The organism is Streptomyces viridochromogenes, assembly GCF_001270495.1.
In the GTDB taxonomy this organism is placed as follows: Bacteria; Actinomycetota; Actinomycetes; order Streptomycetales; family Streptomycetaceae; genus Streptomyces; species Streptomyces viridochromogenes_A.
Genome location: NZ_LGUR01000241.1, coordinates 164,316 through 190,973, shown reverse-complemented (window position 1 = coordinate 190,973; position 26,658 = coordinate 164,316). Strand labels below are relative to the sequence as shown.

20 protein-coding genes are annotated in these 26,658 nt (G+C 70.5%); 16 read left to right on the top strand and 4 right to left on the bottom strand.

Features of this window, described 5'->3' with window-relative positions:
* Position 1: 1 nt before the first annotated feature.
* From gatA to gatB, 3 genes are read left to right on the top strand one after another with little or no spacing between them, the layout of a single operon-like run.
* Positions 2-1,498: an Asp-tRNA(Asn)/Glu-tRNA(Gln) amidotransferase subunit GatA gene (gene gatA, locus ADK36_RS38340; RefSeq protein ID WP_048580567.1), complete on the top strand. Its 1,497-nt coding sequence runs from the start codon at positions 2-4 to the stop codon at positions 1,496-1,498.
* On the top strand, positions 1,495-1,737 hold the full coding sequence (locus tag ADK36_RS38335; protein WP_078916136.1) for a hypothetical protein: 243 nt from the start codon (positions 1,495-1,497) through the stop codon (positions 1,735-1,737). The genes gatA and ADK36_RS38335 overlap by 4 nt, the downstream gene beginning before the upstream one ends.
* A 15-nt stretch (positions 1,738-1,752) precedes the next feature.
* Positions 1,753-3,267 (top strand): Asp-tRNA(Asn)/Glu-tRNA(Gln) amidotransferase subunit GatB, encoded by a 1,515-nt coding sequence (gene gatB, locus ADK36_RS38330; protein ID WP_053200872.1) that lies wholly within the window; start codon positions 1,753-1,755, stop codon positions 3,265-3,267.
* A 63-nt stretch (positions 3,268-3,330) separates the two neighbouring features.
* Here the strand turns inward: gatB and ADK36_RS38325 are convergent, their stop codons facing one another.
* The gene (locus tag ADK36_RS38325; protein WP_048580570.1) at positions 3,331-4,134 is read right to left on the bottom strand and encodes an SAM-dependent methyltransferase; all 804 of its coding nucleotides are present in this window, start codon (positions 4,132-4,134) and stop codon (positions 3,331-3,333) included.
* Between the two features lie 188 nt (positions 4,135-4,322).
* Between ADK36_RS38325 and ADK36_RS38320 the strand changes: the two genes are divergently transcribed.
* The 7 genes from ADK36_RS38320 (at position 4,323) to ADK36_RS38290 (ending at position 12,264) form a co-directional block, all read left to right on the top strand.
* Entirely contained in the window at positions 4,323-4,700 is a 378-nt protein-coding gene (locus ADK36_RS38320; RefSeq protein WP_199830342.1) for a hypothetical protein, read from the top strand.
* 239 nt (positions 4,701-4,939) lie between these two features.
* The gene (locus ADK36_RS38315) at positions 4,940-7,186 is read left to right on the top strand and encodes an MMPL family transporter (protein WP_053200870.1); all 2,247 of its coding nucleotides are present in this window, start codon (positions 4,940-4,942) and stop codon (positions 7,184-7,186) included.
* The gene (locus ADK36_RS38310) at positions 7,164-7,739 is read left to right on the top strand and encodes a GNAT family N-acetyltransferase (protein WP_048580572.1); all 576 of its coding nucleotides are present in this window, start codon (positions 7,164-7,166) and stop codon (positions 7,737-7,739) included. Before ADK36_RS38315 ends, ADK36_RS38310 begins: the two co-directional genes overlap by 23 nt.
* Before the next feature lie 54 nt (positions 7,740-7,793).
* Positions 7,794-8,372 carry a hypothetical protein gene (locus tag ADK36_RS38305; RefSeq protein ID WP_048580573.1) on the top strand — a complete coding sequence of 193 codons (579 nt, stop codon included), beginning with the start codon at positions 7,794-7,796 and terminating at the stop codon, positions 8,370-8,372.
* A 206-nt stretch (positions 8,373-8,578) separates the two neighbouring features.
* On the top strand, positions 8,579-8,758 hold the full coding sequence (locus ADK36_RS38300) for a hypothetical protein (RefSeq protein WP_053200869.1): 180 nt from the start codon (positions 8,579-8,581) through the stop codon (positions 8,756-8,758).
* Positions 8,759-8,940: 182 nt separating this feature from the next.
* A complete protein-coding gene (locus tag ADK36_RS38295) occupies positions 8,941-11,994 on the top strand; it encodes a helix-turn-helix transcriptional regulator (protein WP_053200867.1) in 3,054 nt (1,017 codons plus the stop codon).
* Positions 11,995-12,039: 45 nt separating this feature from the next.
* Complete coding sequence (locus ADK36_RS38290; RefSeq protein WP_048580576.1) at positions 12,040-12,264, top strand: DUF6191 domain-containing protein; 225 nt, start codon at positions 12,040-12,042, stop codon at positions 12,262-12,264.
* A gap of 46 nt (positions 12,265-12,310) precedes the next feature.
* Here the strand turns inward: ADK36_RS38290 and ADK36_RS38285 are convergent, their stop codons facing one another.
* Positions 12,311-13,444, bottom strand: coding sequence for a PQQ-dependent sugar dehydrogenase (locus tag ADK36_RS38285; RefSeq protein ID WP_234330038.1), 1,134 nt, complete (start codon positions 13,442-13,444; stop codon positions 12,311-12,313).
* A 231-nt stretch (positions 13,445-13,675) separates the two neighbouring features.
* Entirely contained in the window at positions 13,676-14,674 is a 999-nt protein-coding gene (locus tag ADK36_RS38280) for an aldo/keto reductase (RefSeq protein ID WP_053200864.1), read from the bottom strand.
* Between the two features lie 161 nt (positions 14,675-14,835).
* Here ADK36_RS38280 and ADK36_RS38275 point away from each other — a divergent pair, with 161 nt between their 5' ends.
* The 6 genes from ADK36_RS38275 (at position 14,836) to serA (ending at position 24,988) form a co-directional block, all read left to right on the top strand.
* Positions 14,836-15,786: a 2-hydroxyacid dehydrogenase gene (locus ADK36_RS38275; RefSeq protein ID WP_053200862.1), complete on the top strand. Its 951-nt coding sequence runs from the start codon at positions 14,836-14,838 to the stop codon at positions 15,784-15,786.
* Between the two features lie 443 nt (positions 15,787-16,229).
* Entirely contained in the window at positions 16,230-19,259 is a 3,030-nt protein-coding gene (locus ADK36_RS38270; RefSeq protein ID WP_053200861.1) for a putative bifunctional diguanylate cyclase/phosphodiesterase, read from the top strand.
* Positions 19,260-19,603: 344 nt separating this feature from the next.
* Entirely contained in the window at positions 19,604-21,460 is a 1,857-nt protein-coding gene (locus tag ADK36_RS38265; protein WP_048580581.1) for an acetolactate synthase large subunit, read from the top strand.
* A gap of 21 nt (positions 21,461-21,481) precedes the next feature.
* Positions 21,482-22,006 carry an acetolactate synthase small subunit gene (gene ilvN, locus ADK36_RS38260; protein ID WP_030051183.1) on the top strand — a complete coding sequence of 175 codons (525 nt, stop codon included), beginning with the start codon at positions 21,482-21,484 and terminating at the stop codon, positions 22,004-22,006.
* A 129-nt stretch (positions 22,007-22,135) separates the two neighbouring features.
* Positions 22,136-23,134, top strand: coding sequence for a ketol-acid reductoisomerase (gene ilvC / locus ADK36_RS38255; RefSeq protein ID WP_048580582.1), 999 nt, complete (start codon positions 22,136-22,138; stop codon positions 23,132-23,134).
* Positions 23,135-23,398: 264 nt separating this feature from the next.
* A complete protein-coding gene (gene serA, locus ADK36_RS38250; protein ID WP_048580583.1) occupies positions 23,399-24,988 on the top strand; it encodes a phosphoglycerate dehydrogenase in 1,590 nt (529 codons plus the stop codon).
* Between the two features lie 61 nt (positions 24,989-25,049).
* Here serA and ADK36_RS38245 read toward each other — a convergent pair whose 3' ends face one another.
* Positions 25,050-26,609, bottom strand: a complete 1,560-nt coding sequence (locus tag ADK36_RS38245) for an MFS transporter (protein WP_048580584.1) — start codon at positions 26,607-26,609, stop codon at positions 25,050-25,052.
* Positions 26,610-26,658 lie beyond the last annotated feature (49 nt).

The following is a 26,658-nucleotide window of genomic DNA, read 5'->3' as shown; positions in this document are numbered from 1 at the left end:
AATGACGGACAACATCATCAAGCTCACGGCCGCCGAGACCGCCGCGAAGATCGCCTCCGGCGAGCTCACCGCGGTTCAGGTCGCCGAGGCCCACCTGGCCCGTATCGAGGCCGTCGACGAGAAGGTGCACGCCTTCCTGCACGTGGACCGCGAGGGCGCCCTCGCCCAGGCGCGTGCCGTCGACGAGAAGCGGGAGAGGGGCGAGAAGCTCGGCCCCCTCGCCGGCGTCCCCCTCGCGCTCAAGGACATCTTCACCACCGAGGGCATTCCGACGACGGTCGGTTCGAAGATCCTGGAAGGGTGGATTCCGCCGTACGACGCCACCCTTACCAAGCGCCTCAAGGCCGCTGACGTCGTCATCCTCGGCAAGACCAACATGGACGAGTTCGCCATGGGGTCGTCGACGGAGAACAGCGCCTACGGGCCGACCGGCAACCCCTGGGACCTCACCAAGATCCCCGGCGGCTCCGGCGGCGGCTCGTCCGCCGCGCTCGCCTCCTTCCAGGCGCCCCTCGCCATCGGCACCGACACCGGCGGTTCCATCCGCCAGCCGGCCGCCGTCACCGGCACGGTGGGCGTCAAGCCGACGTACGGCGCCGTGTCCCGCTACGGCATGGTCGCCTTCTCCTCGTCCCTCGACCAGGGCGGCCCCTGCGCCCGTACGGTCCTGGACGCGGCCCTGCTCCACGAGGTCATCGCCGGGCACGACCCGCTCGACTCCACGTCCATCGACGCCCCGGTCCCGCCGGTCGTCGAGGCCGCCCGCAACGGCAGCGTCCAGGGCATGCGCGTCGGCGTCGTCAAGCAGTTCCGCGGCGAGGGCTACCAGGCCGGTGTCATCCAGCGCTTCGACGAGTCCGTCGAGCTGCTGAAGGAGCTGGGCGCGCAGATCGTCGAGCTGGACTGCCCGTCCTTCGACCTGGCGCTGTCGGCGTACTACCTGATCGCGCCCTCCGAGTGCTCCTCCAACCTCGCCCGCTTCGACGGCCTGCGCTACGGCCTGCGGACCGGCGACGACGGCACGAACTCCGCCGAGGCGGTCACGTCGATCACCCGTGAGGCCGGCTTCGGCCCCGAGGTCAAGCGCCGCATCATGCTCGGCACGTACGCCCTGTCGAGCGGTTACTACGACGCGTACTACGGCTCCGCGCAGAAGGTCCGTACGCTCATCACCCGCGACTTCGAGAAGGCTTTCGAGCAGGTGGACGTCATCGTCTCGCCGACGACGCCGACCACCGCCTTCCCGATCGGCGAGCGTGCCGACGACCCGATGGCGATGTACCTCGCCGACCTGTGCACCATCCCGACGAACCTGGCGGGCAACGCGGCGATGTCCCTGCCGTGCGGTCTGGCCCCGGAGGACAACCTGCCGGTCGGCCTCCAGATCATCGCCCCGGCGATGAAGGACGACCGGCTGTACAAGGTCGGGGCGGCCGTCGAGGCGGCCTTCGTGGAAAAGTGGGGTCACCCGCTGATCGAGGAGGCTCCGTCGCTGTGAGTAAGGCAATGTCCAAGGCCAAGGGCTTCAAGAAGTCCAAGTCCGGCCTGTACCTGTCCATGGCCACCACCGCGTTCGGTGCGGTCAACGTCGTCAAGCAGGCCAAGAAGGCCCGCGTGGAGAGCGACACGCTCCGTCTGATCGACGCCGCCGTGTCCGCCACCGCGATCGTCACCGGCCTCGCCATCCTCTACCGCGAGCTGAAGCGGCTGGGCGACGACGACGTCCTGCTGGGCTGAGAGGGAAGTTTCACCGTGACCACCACGACCGACCTGGTGTCGTACGAGGACGCGCTGGCGTCGTACGACCCCGTCATGGGCCTTGAGGTCCATGTCGAACTCGGCACCAAGACCAAGATGTTCTGCGGTTGTTCGACCGAACTCGGTCAGGACGCCAACACGCAGACCTGCCCCGTCTGCCTCGGCCTGCCCGGCGCGCTCCCGGTCGTCAACGCGACCGGCGTCGAGTCCGCGATCAAGATCGGTCTCGCGCTGAACTGCGAGATCGCCGAGTGGTGCCGCTTCGCCCGGAAGAACTACTTCTATCCGGACATGCCGAAGAACTTCCAGACCTCCCAGTACGACGAGCCGATCGCCTTCAACGGCTACCTCGACGTACAGCTGGAGGACGGCGAGACCTTCCGCGTGGAGATCGAGCGCGCCCACATGGAGGAGGACACCGGCAAGTCGACCCACGTGGGCGGCGCGACGGGCCGTATCCACGGAGCCTCGCACTCGCTGCTGGACTACAACCGCGCCGGCATCCCGCTCATCGAGATCGTCACCAAGCCGATCGAGGGCGCGGGCGAGCGTGCCCCCGAGGTGGCGAAGGCGTACGTCCGTGAGCTGCGCGAGCTCATCAAGGCGCTCGGTGTGTCGGAAGCCCGCATGGAGATGGGGCAGATGCGCTGCGACGTGAACCTGTCGCTGCGCCCGAACGGCACCGACAAGTTCGGCACCCGTTCCGAGACGAAGAACGTGAACTCGCTGCGTTCCGTGGAGCGGGCGGCCCGCTACGAGATCCAGCGGCACGCGGCCGTGCTGAGCAGCGGCGGGACGATCATCCAGGAGACGCGTCACTTCCACGAGGACACCGGGTCGACGACCTCGGGCCGCGTGAAGGAAGAGGCCGAGGACTACCGGTACTTCCCCGAGCCGGACCTGGTGCCGGTGGCCCCCTCGCGCGAGTGGGTCGAGGAGATCCGGGCGGCGCTCCCCGAGCTGCCGCTGGCCCGCCGTACCCGGCTCCTCGCGGAGTGGGGCATCTCGGCCACCGACATGCAGGCGATCCTCAACGCCGGCGCCCTGGAGACGATCGTCGCCACGATCGACGCCGGTGCCGACGCGGCCTCCGCCCGGAAGTGGTGGATGGGTGAACTCGCCCGTAGCGCCAACGAGTCGGGCAAGTCGCTGGACGAGCTGGCCATCACCCCGGCGCAGGTCGCCCGGGTCACCGAGCTGGTCTCGAAGGGTGACCTGAACGACAAGCTGGCGCGCCAGGTCATCGAGGGCGTCCTCGCGGGCGAAGGCACCCCGGACGAGGTCGTCGACAAGCGCGGTCTGAAGGTCGTCTCCGACGAGGGCGCCCTCACCACCGCCGTCGAGGAGGCCATCGCCGGCAACCCGGGCATCGCCGACAAGATCCGCGGCGGCAAGGTGGCCGCGGCCGGCGCTCTGGTCGGCGCGGTCATGAAGGCGACCCGCGGTCAGGCCGACGCGGCCCGCGTCAAGGAGCTGATCCTGGAGAAGCTGGGCGTCAGCGAGGGCTGAGACCCGCCGTGGTGAACCCCGAGGGGGATGCGTCGACAGTGACGCATCCCCCTCGGCGCGTTCTCAGATACGGCGTCCTACGAGCCGTACGAAGCCCAGCGCGCGGCCTTCGTCCAGCCGCACCATCTCGCCGACCCGGCGGGCCATCGTGCGATGGAACTCCTCGGGGCTCTCCTCGGCGATCACGTCGCACCACAGCAGCCAGTCCCGCCAGCCGTCGTCCAGCCAGTCGGCCGCTTCGACCTCGACGGCGCCGCTGCGTGTCCAGTGCCGTCGCCACCAGTCGGCGGTGTGGAAGCACCAGAAGTCGGGCTCCCACCACGGCTTGAGATGCTCCGGCGGCTCGATGCCGTCCGGTTCCTCCCGCAGCGCCGGTACGACGATGCCGATCCGCCCGCCCGGCCTCAACAGGCGGGTGAGCGTGGGCAGATAGAGATCGTTCGTGCCGAAGTACTGGTACGCGTCGATGCTCACGATGGCGTCGAAGCAGCCCTTGGCGAAGGGCAGGTCGTGCGCCTCGGCGTGCACGGGCAGCACGCGGTCGGCGAAACCGGCCTCGGCGATGCGCTGGGCGTTCTCGTCGGGCTTGATCCACAGGTCGGCGGCGGTGACCTGGGCGTGGTACTCCCTGGCCAGGAAGACGGAGGTCATCGCCCGGCCGCAGCCCAGGTCGAGGACGCGCGCGCAGGGGCGCAGGGCGTCCAGGCCGAGGGCGGGGGCCAGCCACTCCAGCAGCCACAGTGCGTTCGGGCCCATCTGGTTCTCGATGACCCAGCGGACGTCGTAGCTGTTGCTGCGCGGGTAGCGGGCGTGCGTCAGCCGCTTGGTGAGGTCCTCACTCGAGGTCCTCGGGGTGATGTCTGGCATCGGTGAACGGGCTCCTTGAGTCCAGGAAGGCGGAGAGGGATACGGAGGAGCTCGGCCGGACGCTCAAACAATGCACCTGCCCAGGTCGGCGGCGGTGTGCCGCGGTTACGGCGGACCGTCCGAAGCTAGCAGCCCGCCCTGCGGACCGGCATCCGGTTTCCCGGCGCGACGCGCTACGCTCGCCCGCCATGAGTGGACGTGGTGATTCCGAGATATCCGAGACGCGGGAGGAGCAGTCCGAGACGCCTGAGGACGACCACGCCGAGAACCCGGTGGCCGACGAGGACGACGAGCACGACGAGGACTTCGACGACCCGGCGCAGGTGGCGCGGCGGGCCCGCTGGACGGCGGCCGGGACCGGGGCGCTCCTCGCCCTGGCCGGGCTGGCCGCCTCGATGCTCCGCACCACCGGCTCCGCTCCGGCCCTCGTCCCGGCCGCCTACGCCCTCGGCGCCGCCGTCTGCGCGTTCGCCGCGTTCCTCGGCTCGCGCGGCCGCACCCGGCGGGCGCTGTGGCTGCTCGTCACCGGGGTGATGGTGATGGCACTGGGGGACCAGTTCGACTGAGAAGTTCCCGGTGCGTGCGGGCCACTGTGTGACAGACGCCACCTGCGACGACAGAGTGGCCGTTACTGTCCTGTGATCTGCCTCCCACTCGTGTGAATAAACCCACGAACGGGGCAAACGATCACCGCCGCCTGCGAGAGTTTGCTTCACATCGCTCATGCGTTCTTTGCGGGCTGTTCACTTTCATGGACGGACGTTTCCCGGTCAAAGATCCATAAATTGCCCCTGGGAGCACGTTCGTGGCAGCCCTTGCACGCTGGTGTGTCCAGCGCCGCCTCGTCGCCGTACTGCTCTGGCTGCTTGCCTTCGGCGGGGTGACCGCGGCCGCCGTCGTGACCGGCTCCGCCTACTCGAACGACTACCAGGTGCCCGGCACCGAATCGGGACGCGCCACCGAGCTGTTGGAGGACGGCTTCCCGGGGCTCGGCGGCGACAGCGGCACCGTCGTCTGGCACACCGCCTCCGGCACCGTCCGCGCCGCCGACGTCGAACAGACCATGACGCGCACCCTGGGCGAGATCGCGGAACTGCCCGGCGTCGCGGCCGTGGGCAGCCCGTACGACAAGCAGGGCGCAGCCCAGATCAGCGAGGACGGGCACACGGCGTACGCCACCGTCACCTTCGACGCCGGCGCCGAGAGCCTCGACCAGGGTGAGGCGCAGGCCGTCGTGAGCGCGGCCAAGGGCGCCGAGACCGACGGGCTCCAGGTGGAGTTGGGCGGCAGCGCCGTCGGGCTCACCGAGTCGCCGAGCGGGCACATCGCCGAGGTCGTCGGCGTGGCCGTGGCGGCGGTCGTCCTCTTCCTCGCCTTCGGGTCGCTCGCCGCCTCCCTGCTGCCGATCGCGACCGCGCTGGTCGGCGTCGGCACCGCGTACGCCGGGATCGCGCTGCTCGGGCACGCCATGACCGTGGCCGACTTCGCGCCCATGCTCGGCATGCTCGTCGGGCTCGGCGTCGGCATCGACTACGCGCTGTTCATCGTCACCCGGCATCGGCGCGGGCTGAAACGCGGGCTGACCGTCGACGAGTCGATCGCCAACGCCGTGGCGACCACCGGACGCGCGGTCGTGTTCGCGGGTGCCACCGTGTGCATCGCCCTGCTCGGGATGCTCATCCTCCGGCTGAGCTTCCTCAACGGCGTCGCGATAGCCGCGTCCCTGACCGTGGTCCTGACGGTTGCCGCCTCCGTGACCCTGCTGCCCGCCCTGTTGTCCTTCATCGGCATGCGCGCGCTGAGCCGTCGCGAGCGGCGCCGGCTGATGGAGCACGGCCCCGAGCCCGAGCTGCCGACCGGGTTCGCCGCCCGCTGGTCGGCGTTCGTCGAGCGCCACCCCAAGACGCTCGGCGCGATCGCCCTGGCCGTCATCACCGTCCTGGCCCTGCCCACCCTCGGCCTGCGCCTGGGCACCTCCGACCAGGGCAACAACCCGGAGTCCGCCACCACCCGCCAGGCCTACGACCTCCTCGCAGACGGCTTCGGCCCCGGCGTGAACGGCCCCCTCACCCTGGTCACCGAGGTCGACGGCGGCGACGACAAGCTCGCCCTCGACAACCTCGACGCCACCCTGCGCACCACCGAGGGCGTCGCGTCGGTCACGCCGGTGACGTACAACGCCGGCGGCGACACCGCGTATCTCACCGTCGTACCGGCGTCCTCCCCGCAGTCCCAGCAGACCAGCGACCTCGTCGACCGGCTGCGTTCCGAGGTCCTGCCGCGCGCCGAGACCGGCACCTCGCTCGATGTGCGGGTCGGCGGCATGACAGCCGGATACGACGACTTCGCCGACGTGATCGTCGGCAAGCTGCCGCTGTTCGTCGGCGTCGTCATCGGCCTGGGCTGTCTGCTGCTCCTGCTGGCCTTCCGGTCCGTCGGCATCCCCCTGAAGGCCGCCGCGATGAACGTGGCAGCCGTCGCCGCCGCCTTCGGCGTCGTCGTCGCGATCTTCCAGTGGGGCTGGGGGAGCGAGCTGCTGGGGCTGGGCCGCGCGGGCCCGATCGAGCCCTTCCTCCCGGTCATCATGGTCTCGGTGCTGTTCGGCCTCTCCATGGACTACCAGGTGTTCCTGGTCAGCCGGATGTACGAGGAGTGGCTGGAGACCGGCGACAACCGGCGGGCCGTCCGGATCGGCCTCGCGGAGACCGGCCGGGTGATCAACTCCGCCGCGGTCATCATGATCTCGGTCTTCCTCGCCTTCGTCCTCAGCGGCGACCGGGTGATCGCCATGTTCGGCATCGCGCTGGCCGCCGCCGTCGCCCTGGACGCCTTCGTGCTCCGCACCCTCCTCGTCCCCGCCCTGATGCACATGCTCGGCGGCGCCAACTGGTGGCTGCCCCGCTGGCTCGACCAGCGCATGCCCCGCATCAGCATCGAGCCGCCCGAGTCCCGTGCCGCCCATGAGAGGCTGGCCGCCGCGACGGACGCCGAGGTGGCGGACGTGCTGGCGGAGGAGGAGCGACAGCGGGATGTACGCGATATCGCTGGGTGACGACGGAGCCGAACTGCGCCCCCTGGAGCCCTGGCACGCCGAGGAGTTCCTGGCCCACCTGGAGCGGGGACGGGACTTCATCAACCAGTACGTCCCCTTCGGCTCCAAGGCCACGGACGGGGACTCCGCGCGCGAGGTGCTCCAGCGGTACGCCGACATGCGCGCCGCCGACACCGGGGCCCTGCACGGCATCTGGCTGGACGGCAAACTCGTGGGCGGCGTGCTCTTCCTGAACTTCGACGCCGAGAACGCCAACTGCGAGGTCGGCTGCTGGCTGGAACCCGCCGGCACCGGGCGCGGGCTCGTCACGCGCGCGATGCGCGTGCTCATCGACTTCGCGATCGAGCAGCGCGGCATGCACCGCGTCGAGTGGATCGCCTCCGCCGGGAACACGCCGAGCCTGAACGTGGCACGACGGCTGGGGATGACCCGCGAGGGCGTACGGCGGGAGAGCTACCCCTATCGTGGGGTGCGGCACGACCTCGAGGTGTGGTCGATCCTGGCCCCCGAGTGGCGTGAGGCACGCGCGCGTGCCGCTCACAACGATCATTAAGAGAGCTCTCGATCATTAAGAGACTTCTCAGACAGCGTCCGTACGGTGCGAGGCATGGGAACGAAGACAGTGGACGAGACCGGCGCCGGATCCGGCACCGAGACGAAGACCGACGAGGAGAAGGTGGACGTCGTCAAGGCGACCGACACCATTGACTCCACCGACGCCGACGAGGCGACGGAGACCGACGAGATCGAGGAGGAGGTGGCCGCCGAGGCGACGGAAGCGGCGCCCTCCGGCGTCGGCCAGGGCGCGGGCGCGGTCGTCTCCGCGGCACTCGGCCTCGTCTCCCTGTCCGGCGGCTGGCTCGGTACGGTCGCCGCCGCGCGGCAGTCCCTCGTCGCCCAGCTGGAGTCCTCGACGTCGTCGTCCCAGAACGTCTCCAAGCTGCTGGAGCAGGGCTACGGGGACGCCTGGAACGCCACCGCCCTGTGGGCCGGCGCCTTCGCCCTCGCCGCGCTGATCGTCGGCGTCGTCGTGCTCGCCCGGCCCGCCTTCGGGGCGCCCGGCCGGCCGCAGGCCGCGTGGATCAAGTCGGTCGCCTGGGGCGGCGTCTCCCTGGGCGTCATCGGCCTGCTCCTGGCCGTTCTCAAGTACACCGACGTACTGGTCGGCCTGCCGTCAGTGAGCTGAATCACCGCAGGACCTGAGGGGCCTCAGGGCCGCCGTAAGTAACACCGGACGGCGCTCTGAGGCCCCTCACGCGCGTCTAAGGCCCCCCGCACCGCCGAAGATGCGGAACTCTCCCGATGTGGCGGACCCCCTGGCGGACGAAGCTTGAGGCATCGGTCGAACGACGCCGAAACCAACCTCTCACCAGGGAAAACGAGGGTCCTGCCATGCACGGCTACGAACTCCACGACATCCGCTCCGCCGAACTGATCCGCCAGGCCGAACACGAGCGCCTGGCCCGCGAGGTGCTCCGCGGCCGCCGCGCGGCACGCTCCGCCGCGGGGGCGGCGGAGAAGGAGGTGCATACGTCCTGGCTGCGCCGGCATCGGCATCCGCGTGCCGCGTGAAAGCGGGGGGCACGGCGGCGCTGGTTGAGGCCGGTCGGCAGCAACCAGCCCGTCCGGCGTTTGAGGACGAGGCCCTTTCGGGGCCGAAGCGGGGGCCTGGGGGCGGCAGCCCCAGGCCGACGGCAACGCCGAAGCGGAGCCAGGCAGCGAAAACCGGTGCCGGAGTGTCGGTGCCGCGTGCGATGCTCGCCCCCGTGGAGAGCAGGTCCGTAAGCCCCGTGTTCGTCGGTCGAGCAACCGAGCTGGAGACGCTGCACGACACCTTCGCCCGAGCCGCCGCAGGCGACCCGCAGGCGTTGGTGATCGGCGGTGAGGCCGGCGTCGGCAAGACCCGCCTCGTCGAGGAGTTCGCCACCGCCGCCGCCCGTGAGGGCGCCGTCGTCGTGCTCGGCGGCTGCGTCGAGATCGGCGCCGACGGGCTGCCGTTCGCCCCGTTCTCCACCGCGTTGCGCGCCCTGCGCCGCGAGCTGCCCGAAGAGCTGGCCGCCGCCGCAGCGGGCCAGGAGGAGGAACTGGCCCGGCTGCTGCCCGAGTTGGGCGAGACGACGCCGGCCCGCGGGGCGGACCGTTCCGACGAGGAGGGCATGGCCCGCCTCTTCGAACTCACCGCCCGCCTCCTGGAGCGCGTCGCCGCCGGCCGCACGGTCGTCGTCGCCCTGGAGGACCTGCACTGGGCCGACGCCTCCACCCGTCACCTCCTTGCCTACCTCTTCCGCACCCTGCGCACCGGCCGCCTCGTCGTCCTGGCCACCTACCGCTCCGACGACATCCACCGCCGCCACCCCCTGCGCCCCCTCCTCGCCGAACTCGACCGGCTGCGCACGGTCCGCCGGATCGAACTCGGCCGCTTCAACCGCGCCGAGGTCGGCCGTCAGATCGCCGGCATCCTCGCCACCGAACCCGACCCGGACCAGGTCGACGAGATCTTCGAACGCTCCGACGGCAACGCCTTCTTCGTCGAGGAACTCGCCGTCGCCGCCCACGAGGGCTGCCGCACCGGTCTCACCGACACCCTGCGCGACCTGCTCCTCGTACGGGTGGAGGGGCTGCCCGAGGCCACCCAGCGGGTCGCCCGGATCGTCGCCGAGGGCGGCTCCACCGTCGAGTACCGACTGCTCGCGGCCGTCGCCCAACTCGCCGAGGACGACCTCATCGAGGCGCTGCGGGCCGCCGTCAACGCCAACATCCTCACCGCCGCGCCCGGCGGCGACGGCTACCGTTTCCGCCACTCCCTGGTCCGCGAGGCCGTCGGCGACGACCTGCTGCCCGGCGAGCGCTCCCGCCTCAACCGCCGCTACGCCGAAGCCCTGGAGGCCGACCCGACGCTCGTCCCGGCCGGCGAACGGGTCACGCGGCTGGCCAGCTACTGGTACCACGCCCACGACCCCGCCAAGGCCCTCCCCGCCGTCCTGGACGCCTCCGTCAGCGCCCGCCGCCGGCACGCCCACACGGAGCGACTACGGCTGCTGGAACGCGCGATGGAGTTGTGGGACGCCGCCCCCGAGGACATACGGGCCACTCTGCGCCCCGTCGACTACACCGAGGTCTATCCTCCCTGCGGCTGCGACCCCGCCACCACACCCCTGCGCTACCTCGATCTGATGGCCGAGGCCGCCGTCGCCGGACGGCTGTGCGGGGAGCGCGAACGCGCCCTGAAGATCACCAAGCGGGCCCTGCACCTGCTGGAGGAGGACGGCGACCCTCAGCGCGCCGCCTGGTTCTGGGTCCAGCGCTCCCGGCTGGTCCAGGCGCAGGCCCGCGGCGACGGCTGGAAGGAGTTGGAGACCGCGCAGGAACTGGTCCGCGGACTGCCGCCGTCCGAGGTGCACGCCGAGGTGCTGGCCACCGCGGCCAACTGGTCGATGCTCCGCGACCCCGGCCCCGACGCCATGTCGGCCGCCGAGCGGGCCGTCGAGTACGCGCGCATGGTGGGCGCCGAGGACATCGAACTGAACGCGCGCCTCACGCTCGGCGGCCTCATGGTCGAAGCCGGGCACATGGAGGCCGGGCTGGCCCAGATGTACGAGGTCAGGAGCGAGGTAGTGGCCCGCGGCCTGACCTCGGTCGTGGGCCGCAGCCATGTGAACCTGCCGTGCGCCCTCGAAGGCGTCGGCCGCTCCGAGGACGCCGTCGGCATCCTGCGCGAGGGCCTGCGGCTCACCCAGGAATGGGGCCTGTGCGACTCCGAAGCCTGGGTCTGGACGAACCTCGCCCAGTCACTGCTCTCCCTGGGCCGATGGGACGAGGCCGCCGAGGCCGCGGCACACGCCCAGCGGATGGGACAGTCGGCGAAACCGCGCGGCGGCGGCTCCAACAAGCTCGCCCAGCTCGCGCTCGCCCGCGGAGAGATCACCGAAGCCGCCCGCCACCTGGCCACCGCCCGCGCCGCCTACGGCACCCACGACCCCATGCCGCAGAACAACCTGCCGATGACCCGCCTCGCCCTGGGCATAGCCGCCGCCGAGGGCCGCATCCTCGACGCCCGCGCGGAGGCCGACCGGGCCATGAGCGTCGGTTTCCCGCCCGGCACCCAGCGCTACGCGTGGCCGCTGCTGCTGGCCGCCGCCGTCGCCGAGTCCGACGCCCGCGCCCACGCACTGCCCGCAGCGCAGCAGGGTCGTGCCGCCTTCCTGGAACGGCTCTTCGACGCCGTTCGGAAGCTCACCACCGGCGCGCCGCTGTGGCTGGCGTACGAGAAGTGGACCCGAGCCGAAATCGACCGGGCCGAGAACCGTGCCCTGCAGCCCGACACCTGGTCGGACGTGGTTACCGCCTTCGAAGCCCTGGAGCGGCCCTACGACCTCGCTCAGGTCCGCCACCGCCTGGCCGAGGCGCTGCTTGCGATCGGCGGCGACGACGAGCGCGCCCGCGCCACGGAACTGCTCCGCCTGTCCCGGGCCGCCGCCACCCACCTGGGCGCCCGCCCGCTCGTCGACGCCGCGACCCGCCTGGCCCAGCGAGCCCGTCTGACCCTCACGACAGCCCCGCCCCTGCCTCCGACCGACCCGGCCGACTCCCTCGGCCTCACCACCCGCGAGCGCGACGTCCTCCGCCTGGTCTCGGCAGGCCGCACCAACCGCCAGATAGCCGAGGAGCTCTTCATCTCCCCGAAGACGGCCAGCGTCCATGTCTCGAACATCCTGGGGAAGCTCGGCGTCTCAGGGCGGGGCGAGGCAGCGGCGGTGGCGCATCGGATGAGGTTGTTCGCGGCCGAAACTTTCAGGTCGGGGGCGTGAGCCCGAGGTTTACGCTGTAAGGGACGTCGGTCCGGAGGAGGTTGCGTGTTCAACGCTTTCGAGGAACTCTTCGCGCCCGGCCGTAAGCACACCCGCGACGAACAGAACCGTCTGGAACTGACCCGCGAGGACGTCGGGGACAACGACCCCGTACGCGGGCCGATAGATCTCGCGTCCGGGAAGGTCGTCGTACGGATGCCTGATCCGTCGGTCAGGGAGGCAGACGATGAGGACGATGAGGGTGAAGGGGACGCCGACGGGAAGGAGTGAGGGCCCGGGAGCCCGATGACCCGGGAGCCCGAGAACCCCGCCCGGCTCAGCTCACCTGCACCTCCAGAATCCGGTCGTCCCCGTCCTTCGGGCTGCCCCGACCGTCGGTGTTGCTCGTCGTCACCCACAGCTTGTCGCCGCCGGCCGGCACGACCGTCCGCAACCGGCCGTACTCGCCCTCCAGGAAGGCCTGAGGGTCCGCCGACGCCTCGGTCCCGTTGAGGGGGACGCGCCACAGACGCTGGCCCTTCAGACCCGCCATCCAGACCGAGCCCTCGGCGTAGGCGATGCCGCTGGGCGAGGCGTCGTCCGTGCCCCACTGCGCCAGCGGGTTGTGGTACTTGGCGTCGTCGGACTTGCCCTCCGCCTCCGGCCAGCCGTAGTTGTCGCCCGGCTTGATCGCGTTCAGCTCGTCCCAGGTGTCCTGGCCGAACTCCGCCGCGAACAGGCGCTGTTTGGAGTCCCAGGCCAGACCCTGGACGTTGCGGTGGCCGTATGTGTACACCGGGGAGTCGGTGAAGGGGTTGCCGGGAGCCGGTTCACCCTCCGGCGTCAGGCGGAGGATCTTGCCGCCCAGGGACTCCTTGTCCTGGGACAGGCCCGTGTCACCGCTCTCGCCCGTGCCCGCGTACAGCATCTTGTCCGGGCCGAAGGCGATCCGGCCTCCGTTGTGGATGAAGCCCTTGGGGATGCCCTTGAAGATCGTGTCGGGCGCGCCCAACTGCTCGCCGGACGGCCGCTGCTCGTCGTACAGCATGCGGACGATGCGGTTGTCCGAGGCCGAGGTGAAGTATGCGTAGACCATGTGGTCCGAGGCGTAGTCCGGCGACAGTGCCAGGCCCATGAGGCCGCCCTCGCCCGCCGGTGACACCCCGGGCACCTCGCCCACCTCGGTCTTCTTGCCGCTCTCCCCGTCGATCCGCGTGATCGTGCCGTCGTCGCGGGAGGAGACGAGCAGATCGCCGTCGGGGAGCGGGGCCAGGCCCCAGGGGGTGTTCAGGCCCTCGGCGACCGTGCGCACCACCTTGACGGTGCCCTGCGCCGGCGGGGTCTCCTCGACAGCCCGCCCGGTGGGCGACGACCCCGTGGTACTGCTCGGTGCCGCTGCTCCGCCGTCGCCCGGTGATCCCCCGTCGTCGGAGGAACATCCGGCCGTCAGCAGAAGTGCGGCCGCGGCCATTACGGCCGTCACAACTCGACGTTGCACGATCACGGTCCCTTCGACGCGGCGGGTTCTACTTTTCTTACACCGCTCGCGCCTCACAGGTTCCCGATCCATGAATCTTGAATCACCATCGTCCCGTGGCGCGTCACTGATCCCGGGGGCGGTGCGGCGGGTCGGGATCCGGCCACCCGGGACGGACGTTGCCACCCCGTGCCGGGTCCTCCGTCGTCAGGGGTCCCCGCGATGTCAGTCCCAGGACCCCAACGCCCTCGGCAGCTCCGCCACCTCCGCCAGATCCTCCGTCGTCAGCCGCAGGTCCCCGGCCCGGGTGTTCTCGGTCACCCAGCGCTCCTGCTTGGTCCCGGGGACCGGGACCACGTGCCGTCCCTGGGCCAGTACCCACGCCAGCGCGACCTGCGCGGGCGTGACCCCGTCGCCGTGGCGGGTCGCGATGCGGCGCAGGCCGGCCACTATCGGCTGGTTGGCCGCCATCATCTCCGCGGTGAAGCGCGGGTGCCGGGCGCGGACGTCGTCCGGTTCGAAGCCCTGACCGGGAGTCAGGGTGCCGGTCAGGAAGCCGTTGCCCAGGGGCATCGCCGCCAGGAAGGCGACGCCGCGCGCCGCGCACCACGGCAGCAGCGTCTCCAGCGCCTCCGGCGACCACACCGACAGCTCCGCCTGCACGGCGCTCACCGGGAAGACCTGCTGCACCCGCAGCAGCTGACGGATCGTCGAGTCGTGCAGCCGGGTTCCCGAGCGGCGGCCACCCCGCGCGCCCACCGCGCACAGCCCCAACGCCCGTACCTTTCCCGCCTGGACGAGCTCCGCCATCGCGCCCCAGGTCTCCTCGACGGGGACTTCGGGGTCCGCGCGGTGCAGTTGGTAGAGGTCGATCACGTCCGTCTGTAGCCGGCGCAGAGAGGCGTCGCAGGCCCGCTTCACGTAGCCGGGTCGGCCGTTGGCCACGATGTGCTGTTCGCCGACCAGCAGGCCGACCTTCGTCGACACGAACGCGTCCTGGCGGCGCTCCTTCAACACCCGCCCCACCAGCAGCTCGTTGGTGAACGGGCCGTACATGTCGGCCGTGTCCAGCAGCGTCGAGCCCAGATCGAGCGCCCGGTGCACCGCCCTGACCGACTCCTCGCCCCGCTGCCGCGACGAGCTGTAGGCCCAGCTCATCGGCATGCACCCGAGCCCGACGGCTCCCACCGCGAGTGCCGCCGCGCCGATCGTCCTGCGCTCCACCTGGCCGTAACCCTCCCTCTTCCGGCACCCCAACCTAACCTCTGCACACCTGTTCGCCCGACCAAGGGGTTTCCGGGGGATCACGTCCTTCTCCGGCCGGGCAGCGCGACCGGGCGCCCCTGACCGGCCTGACCCGCCGGGAAGGCCCTAGCCTCCAGTGCATGACTGCTGACGTGTGGCTCCCCATCCCGCCGGACGAGATCGAGGGCCTTCCCGCGGGCCCCGACTACCGCTACTGGAACGGCGCCGAGGAGTTTCCGGCCGACCCGGCCGAGTGCGCCTTCTACGTCGTCCCGTACATGAAGGCGCCCGCGCTCGGGCAGCGTCCGTTGCCGGAGATGAGTTCCGTACAGGTCGTGCAGACGCTTTCCGCCGGCATCGACCACGTGGAGCCGGGGCTCAAGCACCTGCGTCCGGGCGTGCGGCTGTGCAACGCGCGCGGGGTGCACGAGGCGAGCACCGGTGAGCTCACGCTCACGCTGATCCTCGCCTCGTTGCGAGGCATCCCCGACTTCGTGCGCGCCCAGGACAGGGGGGAGTGGCTGGGCGGATTCCGGCCCGCGCTCGCCGACAGGAACGTCCTCATCGTGGGATACGGCTCGATCGGCGCCGCCATCGAGGACCGGCTCGCACCCTTTGAACTCGCGCGGGTGGCGCGCGTCGCGCGCTCTGAGCGCACCACGGCGCGCGGACCCGTGCATCCGCTCACCGAACTGTCCGCCCTGCTCCCGGAAGCGGATGTCGTCATCCTCTCCACGCCCCTGACGGATGCCACCCGGCACCTGGTCGACGCCGACTTCCTCGCCCGGATGAAGGACGGCGCGCTGCTGGTCAACGTCGCCCGCGGCCCCGTGGTGGACACCAAGGCGCTGCTGGCCGAGCTGGAGACCGGGCGCATCACCGCGGCCCTGGACGTGACCGACCCCGAACCACTGCCCCGGGAACACCCCCTGTGGCGTGCGCCGGGCGTGCTGATCAGCCCGCACGTGGGTGGGCCGACTTCCGCGTTCCTGCCACGCGCCAAACGGCTCCTGGTGGACCAGTTGACTCGTTTCGTGAACCGGGAGCCCCTGCGCAACGTGATCCTTACGACGGGCGCGACAGACGCGTGACGCTCATGAGGTGAGCAGCGCGCGGGTGTCGCGCGCGCCGCGCGCAACAGGCCCGAAATCCGCTTCGAGTACCGTCCGCAACCTTCCGGAAGCGGTCTGTACTCGCATATGCGCTGGTCGTCACGGAGCGTAGAGGTGCTATGTCCCTGAGTGACGAGACTGGTGTATCGTCCCGACAGGGGCTGCGCCGCGCACTGTTCGGCGCCTGGGATGGATATTTCAGATTTGTGAGGGGGGCGACGGGCGATGCACGGCCTATGGACGAGCGATCCGACGCGGCGGGGCCGTCGGCGGCGACCCTGGCGAACGGCCGCGCGCAGACGCGGTCGGCCCGGCACCCTCGGTTGCCGGCACACTCACAGCCATCGCAGGCACAGCAGCCGCAGGCGGCATGCGCACTCGGCGCACCGGGACCCGCGAGCGGCGCGGACCGGGAGGCCTCGGTGAGCTCGCCTCCGCCCTCCACGAGCACGCTCGACGCGGGGCTGCGGGCACAGCCCTCATCGGCGGCGACACTGCCCCGTCCCTCGTCCTTCGGGGGCGGCACGGGCCTGGTCCCGCAACTCGTTCTGGCCCTGGTGTGCGCGGGATACGCCGTCGGTTCCGCGCTCGGCTGGGGTTCGAACCAAGTCGCGCTGATCATGGGCGACTTCGGGCTGGCAGCCGCGGCCGGCGCCGCCGCCGTGTCCTGCTTCCGATACGCCCGTAGCCGACGTATCCGCTTTCGACCCGCCTGGCTGCTGTTCGCCCTCTCCTCCGCGATGGCCGCCCTCGGAAACCTGGTCTGGGGGTGGTACGAGGTCGTCCTCCAGCGGCCCGTGCCCAGCCCCTCCTACGCCGACGGGTTCTTCCTGTGCTTCGCGCCGCCCGCCATCGTGGGACTCCTGGTGCTCGCCAAGCGTCCGGTGACCAAGGCCGGCTGGGTCTGCCTCGGACTGGACGCCTGGCTGATCGGCGGTTCGCTGCTGACGCTGGCGTGGAGCCTCGCCCTCGCCCAGGCAGCCAAGATCGACTCCGGTGGCGGCGAGAGCGTCGCGCACACCGCGCTCTCGCTCGCCTACCCGTTGCTCGACATCGCCCTGGTCAGCATGGTGCTCGCGCTGCACTTCCGCCGCTCGTCGGCGAACCGCACCGCGGTGAACACAGCGATCGGCGCACTCGCCCTGACCGTGATGTGCGACGCCCTGTTCACCTCGCCGCTGCTGCACAACAGCTACCGCTCCGGCCAGCTGCTCGACGCGGGCTGGTTCGCCGGCTCGCTGCTCCTGGCGTACGCCCCGTGGGCCACGCCGAGGAACGGCGACAGCGAGCGGCACGACGGAGCCGGGCACACGCGCGTGGTGCACGAGCACGTGCCCGGGCAGCGCGGCGGCAGCCATCACCACACGGCATCCGCTCAGGGAAGTGATCACTTCCGGTATCCGGTCACCCGGCCGATCGCCGGCTCCCTGGCCGCGCTCACGCCGTACCTCGCCGCCGCCGTCTGCACACTGGGGATCCTCTACAACGTCCTCAACGGCCGCAGCGTCGACCGCGTGGTGCTGATCACGGGGGGCACGGTCGTGCTCGCCCTCGTGATGCGCCAGGGCATCATGCTGCTCGACAACATCACCCTCACCCAGGAACTGGCGCAGAAGGAGAACCACTTCCGCTCCCTGGTGCAGGGCTCCAGCGACGTCATCATGATCGCCGCGCCCAACGGCATCCTCCGGTACGTCTCCCCGGCCGCCGCCGGGGTCTACGGCCGCTCCGCCGAGGAGCTGGTGGGTTCGGAACTGGCCAATCTCATCCACCCGGAGGATCTGGGCTGCGTGGTGCACGAGGTGCGCCGCTTCCTCGCCGCCAGCCCACTTGAGGAACCCACTACGCGCATCGAATGCCGCTTCCGGTCCGGCGACGACGGCTGGCTCAACGTCGAATCGACCGTCAACCGGCACCACGGCGGCCTCATCTTCAACAGCCGGGACGTGACCGAAAGAGTGCGCCTGCAGGCGCAGCTCCAGCACAACGCCGAGCACGACCCGCTCACCGACCTGCCCAACCGCGCGCTGTTCACCCAGCGGGTCCAGCAGGCCCTGTCCGGCCGCCGCGCCTCCGACCGGGGCCCCGCCCTGCGCAACACGGCCGTTCTCTTCATCGACCTCGACGGCTTCAAGGGCGTCAACGACACGATCGGGCACCAGGCCGGGGACGAACTGCTCGTCCAGGCCGCCCGCAGACTCCAGGACGCCGTCCGGGGCGGGGACACCGCGTCCCGGCTGGGCGGCGACGAGTTCGCGGCGCTGATCGCCGGGGACACCACCCGGGACCGCACCGCACGCGAACGGCACATCCTGGAGCTCGCCGACCGCCTCAGGATGACGCTGTCGCAGCCGTACCTCATCGACGGCAACGATGTCCGTGTCAACGCCTCCATCGGCGTCGCCTTCGCCGAACCGGGCCTCGGTGCGGGGGAGCTGCTGCGCAACGCCGACCTGGCCATGTACCGCGCCAAGGCGGGAGGCAAGGGCCGCGTCGAGCTCTACAAGCCGCAGATGCAGCAGGACGTCGTACGCAAGGCGGAGCTGGCCACGCGTCTGCGGGCCGCGCTGCACGACGGAGAGTTCGCGCTGCTGCACCAGCCGGTGGTGTGTCTGGAGAACGGCCGGATCGCATCGGTCGCCACCCAGGCGCGCTGGCGGTCCTCGCAAGGGGTGCTGTTCACGCCCGCCGAGTTCCTGCGGGTGGCAGAGGACAGCGACAAGACCGCCGAGCTGAGCCGCTGGATGCTGGAGGAGGCCGTCGAGCAGGCCGCCGAGCGCACCGCGACCGGGCTCGCCGTACCCGTCGCCGTACGGATGGGCGCGCGCCGCCTGCTGGACCGGTCGATGCCGCTCGGCTCGATCGAGGCGCTGCTGACCCGGCACGGGCTGCCGCCCGGGTCGCTGACCATCGAGCTGTCCGATCTCGACCCACGCGTCTCACTGGACGAACTGGAGCGCCGGCTGAGCGGCCTGCGCAGACTCGGCGTCCGGATCGCCCTGGACGGTTTCGGCAGCGGTTACGCGGCGATCACGGCCCTGCGCCGGCTCCCCGTCGACGTCCTCAGAATCGACCGCGGTCTGGTCGAGGGAGTCGTGGAGTCCGCGCGGCTGCACAAGATCACCAGCGGCCTGCTGCGGATCGCCGGCGACCTCGGGCTCCAGTCCGTGGCCGACGGCGTGGACCTGCCGGAACAGGTGGTCGCCCTGCGTGCGATGGGGTGCACGCACGGGCAGGGCATGGCGTTCTCCGGGCCGCTGGACGAGTACCGGCTGCGCCGGGCGATCGGTGCCGGCCGCTATCCGGTGCCGCACGGGCCGGTGGAGCCCGCGTTCGCGGGTGGCGCGAGAGAGCCGCAGGGGCGCGTCGGTGTCGATGGAGCGAGCGCGCGGAGGCCCGAAGGGCTGAGCACGGTCGTGGCCTCGACACCGACTGTGGCGCCCCGGAGGTGAACGAGCCATGGAGGGGTGCAGGGGTGTACACCAGTGGTGTGCCCGCCGTTCTGGGAGGCGGAAGTGCCCTGCGTTCACATAATGAGACTCCCGTCCCACCTACTTGACAGTGGGTGTGCGCTGGGGAGAGGGTCAGTGCCATGCGCACCCGAATTCTCGTACTTGGAAAGCGCGTCGGCTGAAGCTGGTGGCGTCCGGACAGACCCGGAACTCCCAGCGACCACACCCGGCGCGCTCCCCTCGCTTGCCTTTTGGCACGAGGGGTTTTTTGTTGCACCGGCGCTAGTCGTGCAGCACCGCAACTCCGCTCAAACCTCGCAAAAACCCTCAGCATCGAGAAGAGAATGCCGATGACCGAGCAGGCCACCGGGGCCCATCACCCGCAGCCGCGGCCCCGATCCGGAGGACACCAGTCCGCCCCCGAGCGCGTCACGGGTGCGCAGTCCCTCATCCGTTCGCTCGAGGAGGTCGGCGCCGACACGGTATTCGGCATTCCCGGCGGTGCGATCCTCCCGGCGTACGACCCGCTGATGGACTCCACCAGGGTGCGCCACGTCCTGGTCCGCCACGAGCAGGGCGCCGGTCACGCCGCCACCGGTTACGCGCAGGCCACCGGCAGGGTCGGCGTGTGCATGGCGACCTCCGGCCCGGGTGCGACCAACCTGGTGACGCCGATCGCGGACGCCCACATGGACTCGGTGCCGCTCGTGGCGATCACCGGGCAGGTGGCCTCCAAGGCGATCGGTACGGACGCCTTCCAGGAGGCGGACATCGTCGGCATCACGATGCCGATCACCAAGCACAACTTCCTGGTCACCAAGGCCGAGGACATCCCGCGGATCATCGCGCAGGCGTTCCACATCGCCTCCACCGGCCGCCCCGGCCCGGTCCTGGTCGACATCGCCAAGGACGCCCTCCAGGCGCAGACCACCTTCTCCTGGCCGCCCACCATGGACCTGCCCGGCTACCGGCCCGTCACCAAGCCGCACGCCAAGCAGATCCGCGAGGCCGCCAAGCTGATCACGGCCGCCAAGCGGCCCGTCCTCTACGTCGGCGGAGGTGTCATCAAGGCCGGCGCCACCGCCGAGCTGAAGGTCCTCGCCGAACTCACCGGAGCGCCCGTCACCACCACCCTGATGGCGCTCGGCGCATTCCCCGACGGCCACCCGCTGCACGTGGGAATGCCGGGCATGCACGGTGCGGTCACCGCCGTCACCGCGCTGCAGAAGGCCGACCTGATCGTCGCCCTCGGAGCCCGCTTCGACGACCGCGTCACCGGCAAGCTGGACAGCTTCGCCCCTTACGCCAAGATCGTCCACGCCGACATCGACCCGGCCGAGATCGGCAAGAACCGCGCCGCCGACGTGCCGATCGTCGGGGACGCCCGCGAAGTCATCGCCGACCTGGTCCAGGCGGTCCAGAAGGAGCACGCCGAGGGCCACCAGGGCGACTACAGCGCCTGGTGGAAGGACCTCTCCCGCTGGCGCGAGACCTACCCGCTCGGCTACGACCAGCCCGAGGACGGCTCGCTGTCCCCGCAGCAGGTCATCGAGCGCATCGGCCAACTCGCCCCGGAGGGCACGGTCTTCGCGGCGGGCGTCGGCCAGCACCAGATGTGGGCCGCGCACTTCATCCAGTACGACAGGCCCGCCACCTGGCTGAACTCCGGCGGCGCCGGAACCATGGGCTACGCGGTCCCGGCCGCGATGGGCGCCAAGGCCGGAGCCCCGGACAAGGCCGTCTGGGCGATCGACGGCGACGGCTGCTTCCAGATGACCAACCAGGAGCTCACCACCTGCGCCCTGAACAACATCCCGATCAAGGTCGCCATCATCAACAACGGCGCCCTCGGGATGGTCCGTCAGTGGCAGACCCTCTTCTACAACCAGCGCTACTCCAACACCGTGCTGCACAGCGGCCCGGAGGCGGACGGCAAGCAGCCGAGCGCCGGCACCCGCGTCCCCGACTTCGTGAAGCTGTCGGAGGCCATGGGCTGCTACGCGATCCGCTGCGAGCGGCCGGAGGACCTCGACAAGGTCATCGAAGAGGCGAACTCCATCAACGACCGCCCCGTCGTCATCGACTTCATCGTCCACGAGGACGCCATGGTGTGGCCGATGGTCGCCGCCGGCACCTCCAACGACGAGATCATGGCCGCCCGGGACGTCCGCCCCGACTTCGGCGACAACGAAGACGACTGAGCGAGAGAGACGTAAAAGATCATGTCCAAGCACACGCTCTCCGTCCTGGTGGAGAACACGCCGGGCATCCTCGCCCGGATCGCCGCCCTGTTCTCCCGCCGCGGCTTCAACATCGACTCGCTAGCGGTCGGTGTCACCGAGCACCCCGACATCTCCCGCATCACCATCGTGGTGAGCGTCGCCGACCTCCCGCTGGAGCAGGTGACGAAGCAGCTCAACAAGCTCGTCAACGTGCTGAAGATCGTCGAGCTGGAGCCGGGTTCCGCCGTTCAGCGCGAACTCGTTCTGGTGAAGGTCCGCGCCGACAACGAGACCCGCTCCCAGATCATTGAGATCGTCCAGCTGTTCCGCGCCAAGACCGTCGACGTCTCCCCGGAGGCCGTCACCATCGAGGCCACCGGCTCCAGCGACAAGCTGGAGGCCATGCTGAAGATGCTGGAGCCGTTCGGCATCAAGGAGCTCGTCCAGTCCGGCACGATCGCGATCGGACGCGGCGCGCGCTCGATCACGGACCGCTCGCTGCGCGCGCTCGACCGGTCCGCATAGCGACGGGTTCGGACGGTCGGGTGACACCGGCCGTCCGGATTCCGCCCGTATGGCGAGACCCCGAAACTTCCCTTCCCCCCGCCGTCATACGGTGGGACGCAACACCTGCACACAAGGAGAGAACCCAAAGTGGCCGAGCTGTTCTACGACGCCGACGCCGACCTGTCCATCATCCAGGGCCGCAAGGTCGCGGTCATCGGTTACGGCAGCCAGGGCCACGCCCACGCGCTGTCGCTCCGTGACTCGGGTGTCGACGTGCGTGTCGGTCTGCACGAGGGCTCCAAGTCCAAGGCCAAGGCCGAGGAGCAGGGCCTGCGCGTGGTGACGCCGTCCGAGGCCGCCGCCGAGGCCGACGTCATCATGATCCTGGTGCCGGACCCGATCCAGGCCCAGGTGTACGAGGAGTCCATCAAGGACAACCTCAAGGACGGCGACGCGCTGTTCTTCGGCCACGGCCTGAACATCCGCTTCGACTTCATCAAGCCGCCGGCCAACGTCGACGTCTGCATGGTCGCCCCCAAGGGCCCGGGCCACCTCGTCCGTCGTCAGTACGAGGAGGGCCGCGGCGTTCCGTGTATCGCGGCCGTCGAGCAGGACGCGAGCGGCAACGCCTTCGCGCTCGCGCTGTCGTACGCCAAGGGCATCGGTGGCACCCGCGCGGGCGTCATCAAGACGACCTTCACCGAGGAGACCGAGACCGACCTGTTCGGTGAGCAGGCCGTCCTCTGCGGTGGTACGGCCGCGCTGGTCAAGGCCGGTTTCGAGACGCTGACCGAGGCCGGCTACCAGCCGGAGATCGCGTACTTCGAGTGCCTGCACGAGCTGAAGCTGATCGTGGACCTCATGTACGAGGGCGGCCTGGAGAAGATGCGCTGGTCGATCTCCGAGACCGCCGAGTGGGGCGACTACGTCACCGGCCCGCGGATCATCACGGACGCCACCAAGGCCGAGATGAAGAAGGTCCTCGCCGAGATCCAGGACGGCACCTTCGCCCGTGAGTGGATGGCCGAGTACCACGGCGGTCTGAAGAAGTACAACGAATACAAGACCGCGGACTCCGAGCACCTGCTGGAGACCACCGGCAAGCAGCTGCGCAAGCTGATGAGCTGGGTCGACGAAGAGGCGTGATCCTCTCTTCCGTGGCGGTACCCTCGGCTGGGGGTACCGCCACGGGGCTTTGCCCCGGACATCGCACGGAGACCCCCTACAAAATGGCGTTTCTCGTCCGGGTGATCCTTCCGCAGAGGCGCAAGACGACCTCCGCCACGGCACTACACTGCCGTACTACATACGCGTCAGGCCCACAGCGTCGTGCGTCTTCCACGCGGCAAGCCCCCTCCACCGCATGCGGCCGTCGGGACGGCCGTCCGCAATGGACATGTGAGGACTCACGTGAGCTCGAAACCCGTCGTACTCATCGCTGAAGAGCTGTCGCCCGCCACCGTCGACGCGCTTGGCCCCGACTTCGAGATCCGCCACTGCAACGGAGCAGACCGAGCCGAACTGCTCCCGGCCATCGCCGAAGTGGACGCGATCCTGATCCGATCCGCCACCAAGGTCGACGCCGAGGCGATCGCAGCCGCGAACAAGCTGAAGGTCGTCGCGCGAGCCGGCGTCGGCCTGGACAACGTCGACGTCTCCGCCGCCACCAAGGCCGGCGTGATGGTCGTCAACGCCCCCACCTCGAACATCGTGACCGCCGCCGAGCTGGCCTGCGGTCTCCTCGTCGCCACCGCCCGCCACATTCCGCAGGCCAACGCCGCGCTGAAGAACGGCGAGTGGAAGCGCAGCAAGTACACGGGCGTCGAGCTCGCCGAGAAGACCCTCGGTGTCGTGGGTCTGGGCCGCATCGGTGCGCTGGTCGCCCAGCGGATGTCCGGCTTCGGCATGAAGGTCGTGGCCTACGACCCCTACATCCAGCCCGCCCGCGCCGCCCAGATGGGCGTGAAGGTGCTGTCGCTGGACGAGCTGCTCGAGGTCTCCGACTTCATCACCGTCCACCTGCCCAAGACCCCCGAGACCGTCGGCCTCATCGGCGACGAGGCGCTGCGCAAGGTCAAGCCGAGCGTGCGCATCGTCAACGCCGCGCGCGGCGGGATCGTCGACGAGGAGGCGCTGTACTCCGCCCTCAAGGAGGGCCGGGTCGCCGGTGCCGGCCTCGACGTCTACGCGAAGGAGCCCTGCACGGACTCCCCGCTCTTCGAGTTCGACCAGGTCGTCGCCACCCCGCACCTCGGTGCCTCCACCGACGAGGCGCAGGAGAAGGCCGGTATCGCCGTCGCCCGCTCGGTGCGCCTCGCCCTCGCCGGTGAGCTCGTGCCCGACGCGGTGAACGTCCAGGGCGGCGTCATCGCCGAGGACGTCAAGCCGGGCCTGCCGCTCGCCGAGCGCCTCGGCCGTATCTTCACGGCGCTCGCCGGTGAGGTCGCGGTCCGCCTCGACGTCGAGGTGTACGGCGAGATCACCCAGCACGATGTGAAGGTGCTGGAGCTCAGCGCCCTCAAGGGTGTCTTCGAGGACGTCGTCGACGAGACGGTGTCGTACGTCAACGCCCCGCTGTTCGCGCAGGAGCGCGGCGTCGAGGTGCGGCTGACGACCAGCTCGGAGTCGGCCGACCACCGCAACGTCGTCACCGTGCGCGGCACGCTCGGCAACGGCGAGGAGGTGTCGGTCTCCGGCACGCTGGCCGGCCCCAAGCACCTCCAGAAGATCGTCGCGGTCGGTGACTACGACGTGGACCTCGCGCTCGCCGACCACATGGTCGTCCTGAAGTACGAGGACCGTCCGGGTGTCGTCGGCACGGTCGGCCGGGTCTTCGGCGAGGCGGGCATCAACATCGCGGGCATGCAGGTCTCGCGTGCCGTCGCCGGTGGTGAGGCGCTGGCCGTCCTGACCGTCGACGACACGGTGCCCGCCGGGGTGCTGACCGAGGTTGCCGAGGAGATCGGGGCCACGTCGGCTCGTGCGGTGAACCTGGCCTAGGTTGCCGTGGCTGGGGGCGGCAGCCCCCGGGCCCCGCATCGGCCCTGAACGGGCCTCGTCCTCAAACGCCGGACGGGCTGAGGTGACTCGGCTCGTCCGGCGTTTCGCATGCGCGCTGCTCCCGTACCTCGACCCGCCGCAGCGTGACCGCCGCCAGCACCGCGGCCCCCGCGAGCAGGACCGCCCCCGCGATCGCCGCACCCTGCATCCCGCTGGTGAACGCCTCCCGCGCGACGGTGGCCAGGCCCGGGACCTGATCGGCGACCGCCAGTGCTCCGCCGAGCGTCTCGTGCGCCGCGTCCGGTGCCGAGGCCGGGATCTCGTGGCGGTAGACCGCCGTACCGATCGAGCCGAGGACGGCCATGCCGAGGGCGCCGCCGAACTCGGCGCCGGTCTCCAGCAGGGAGGACGCGGAGCCCGCCCGCTCCACCGGGGCGGCGCCCATCGCCAGGTCCATGATCTGGGACATCACCGTGACGCCTCCGACGGCGATGACCGCGCACGCCGTCAGTACCAGCCACAACGAGTCCGTACCGGCGAGGGACAGCAGCGCGAAACCGGCCGCGGAGGTCGCGAAGCCGCCGGTGACGACGTAGGCACGGTTGACGCCCCTCTGCACCAGCTGGGTCGCGACCGGTCCCGCCGCGCCGATCGGCACCGACGGCAGCAGCGCCCACAGGGCCGCCTCCAGCGCGCCCATGCCGAGCACCGACTGCAGGTACTGCGTGGTGAAGTAGGACGAGCCCATCACGCCGAACATGCAGACGAGGTTGAGGGCGACGGAGGGGGCGAAGCCCCGTCCGCGGAACAGGGCCGGGGAGATCATCGGCGCCTCGGCCGTGCGCTGGCGGTGGACGAAGAGGGCCGCGAACAGCAGGCCGACGGTGATCGAGACGACGTAGAGGACGTTCCAGCCCTCGGACGGGATCTCCTTCAGGCCGTAGACCACGGGAAGCACCGCGGCCATCGAGAGCGGAACGCTCAGCCGGTCGAAGCGGCCGGGCTCGGGGCTCTTCGACTCGGGGAGCAGTACCGGGCCGAGGACCAGCAGCAGGGCCATCGCGGGCAGGTTCACCAGGAAGACCGAGCCCCACCAGAAGTGCTCGACCAGCACCCCGCTCATCACCGAACCGAGCGCGACCCCGGCCGTCATCACGCCGGACCACATGCCGATCGCCTTCGCGCGCTGCGCCGGATCGGTGAACATCGTGCGCAGGATGGCCATCGTCGCCGGCATCAGGGTCGCGCCGCCGATGCCGAGGACCGCGCGGGCCGCGATCAGGATCTCGGCGCTGTTCGCGTACGCCGCCATGAGCGAGGCGGTGCCGAAGGCGGCGGCGCCGATCAGCAGGAGGCGGCGGTGGCCGATGCGGTCGCCGAGCGAGCCCATCGTCATCAGCAGGCCGGCCAGGACGAAGCCGTAGATGTCGAAGATCCACAGCTGCTGGGTGCCGCTCGGCGCCAGGTCCGCGCTGATCGCCGGGATCGCGAAGTAGAGGACCGAGACGTCCATGGAGACCAGCAGCAGCGGCAGCATCAGGACGCCGAGTGCGCTCCATTCGCGGCGGCCGGCGCGGGCGGGCGGGAGCGGGGGTGCGGTGCTCGTCGGGTTCGTTGTCATGGCGGTGAATGTACGCACGTCTTAAACGCTTGTCTAGAACGAACGTATA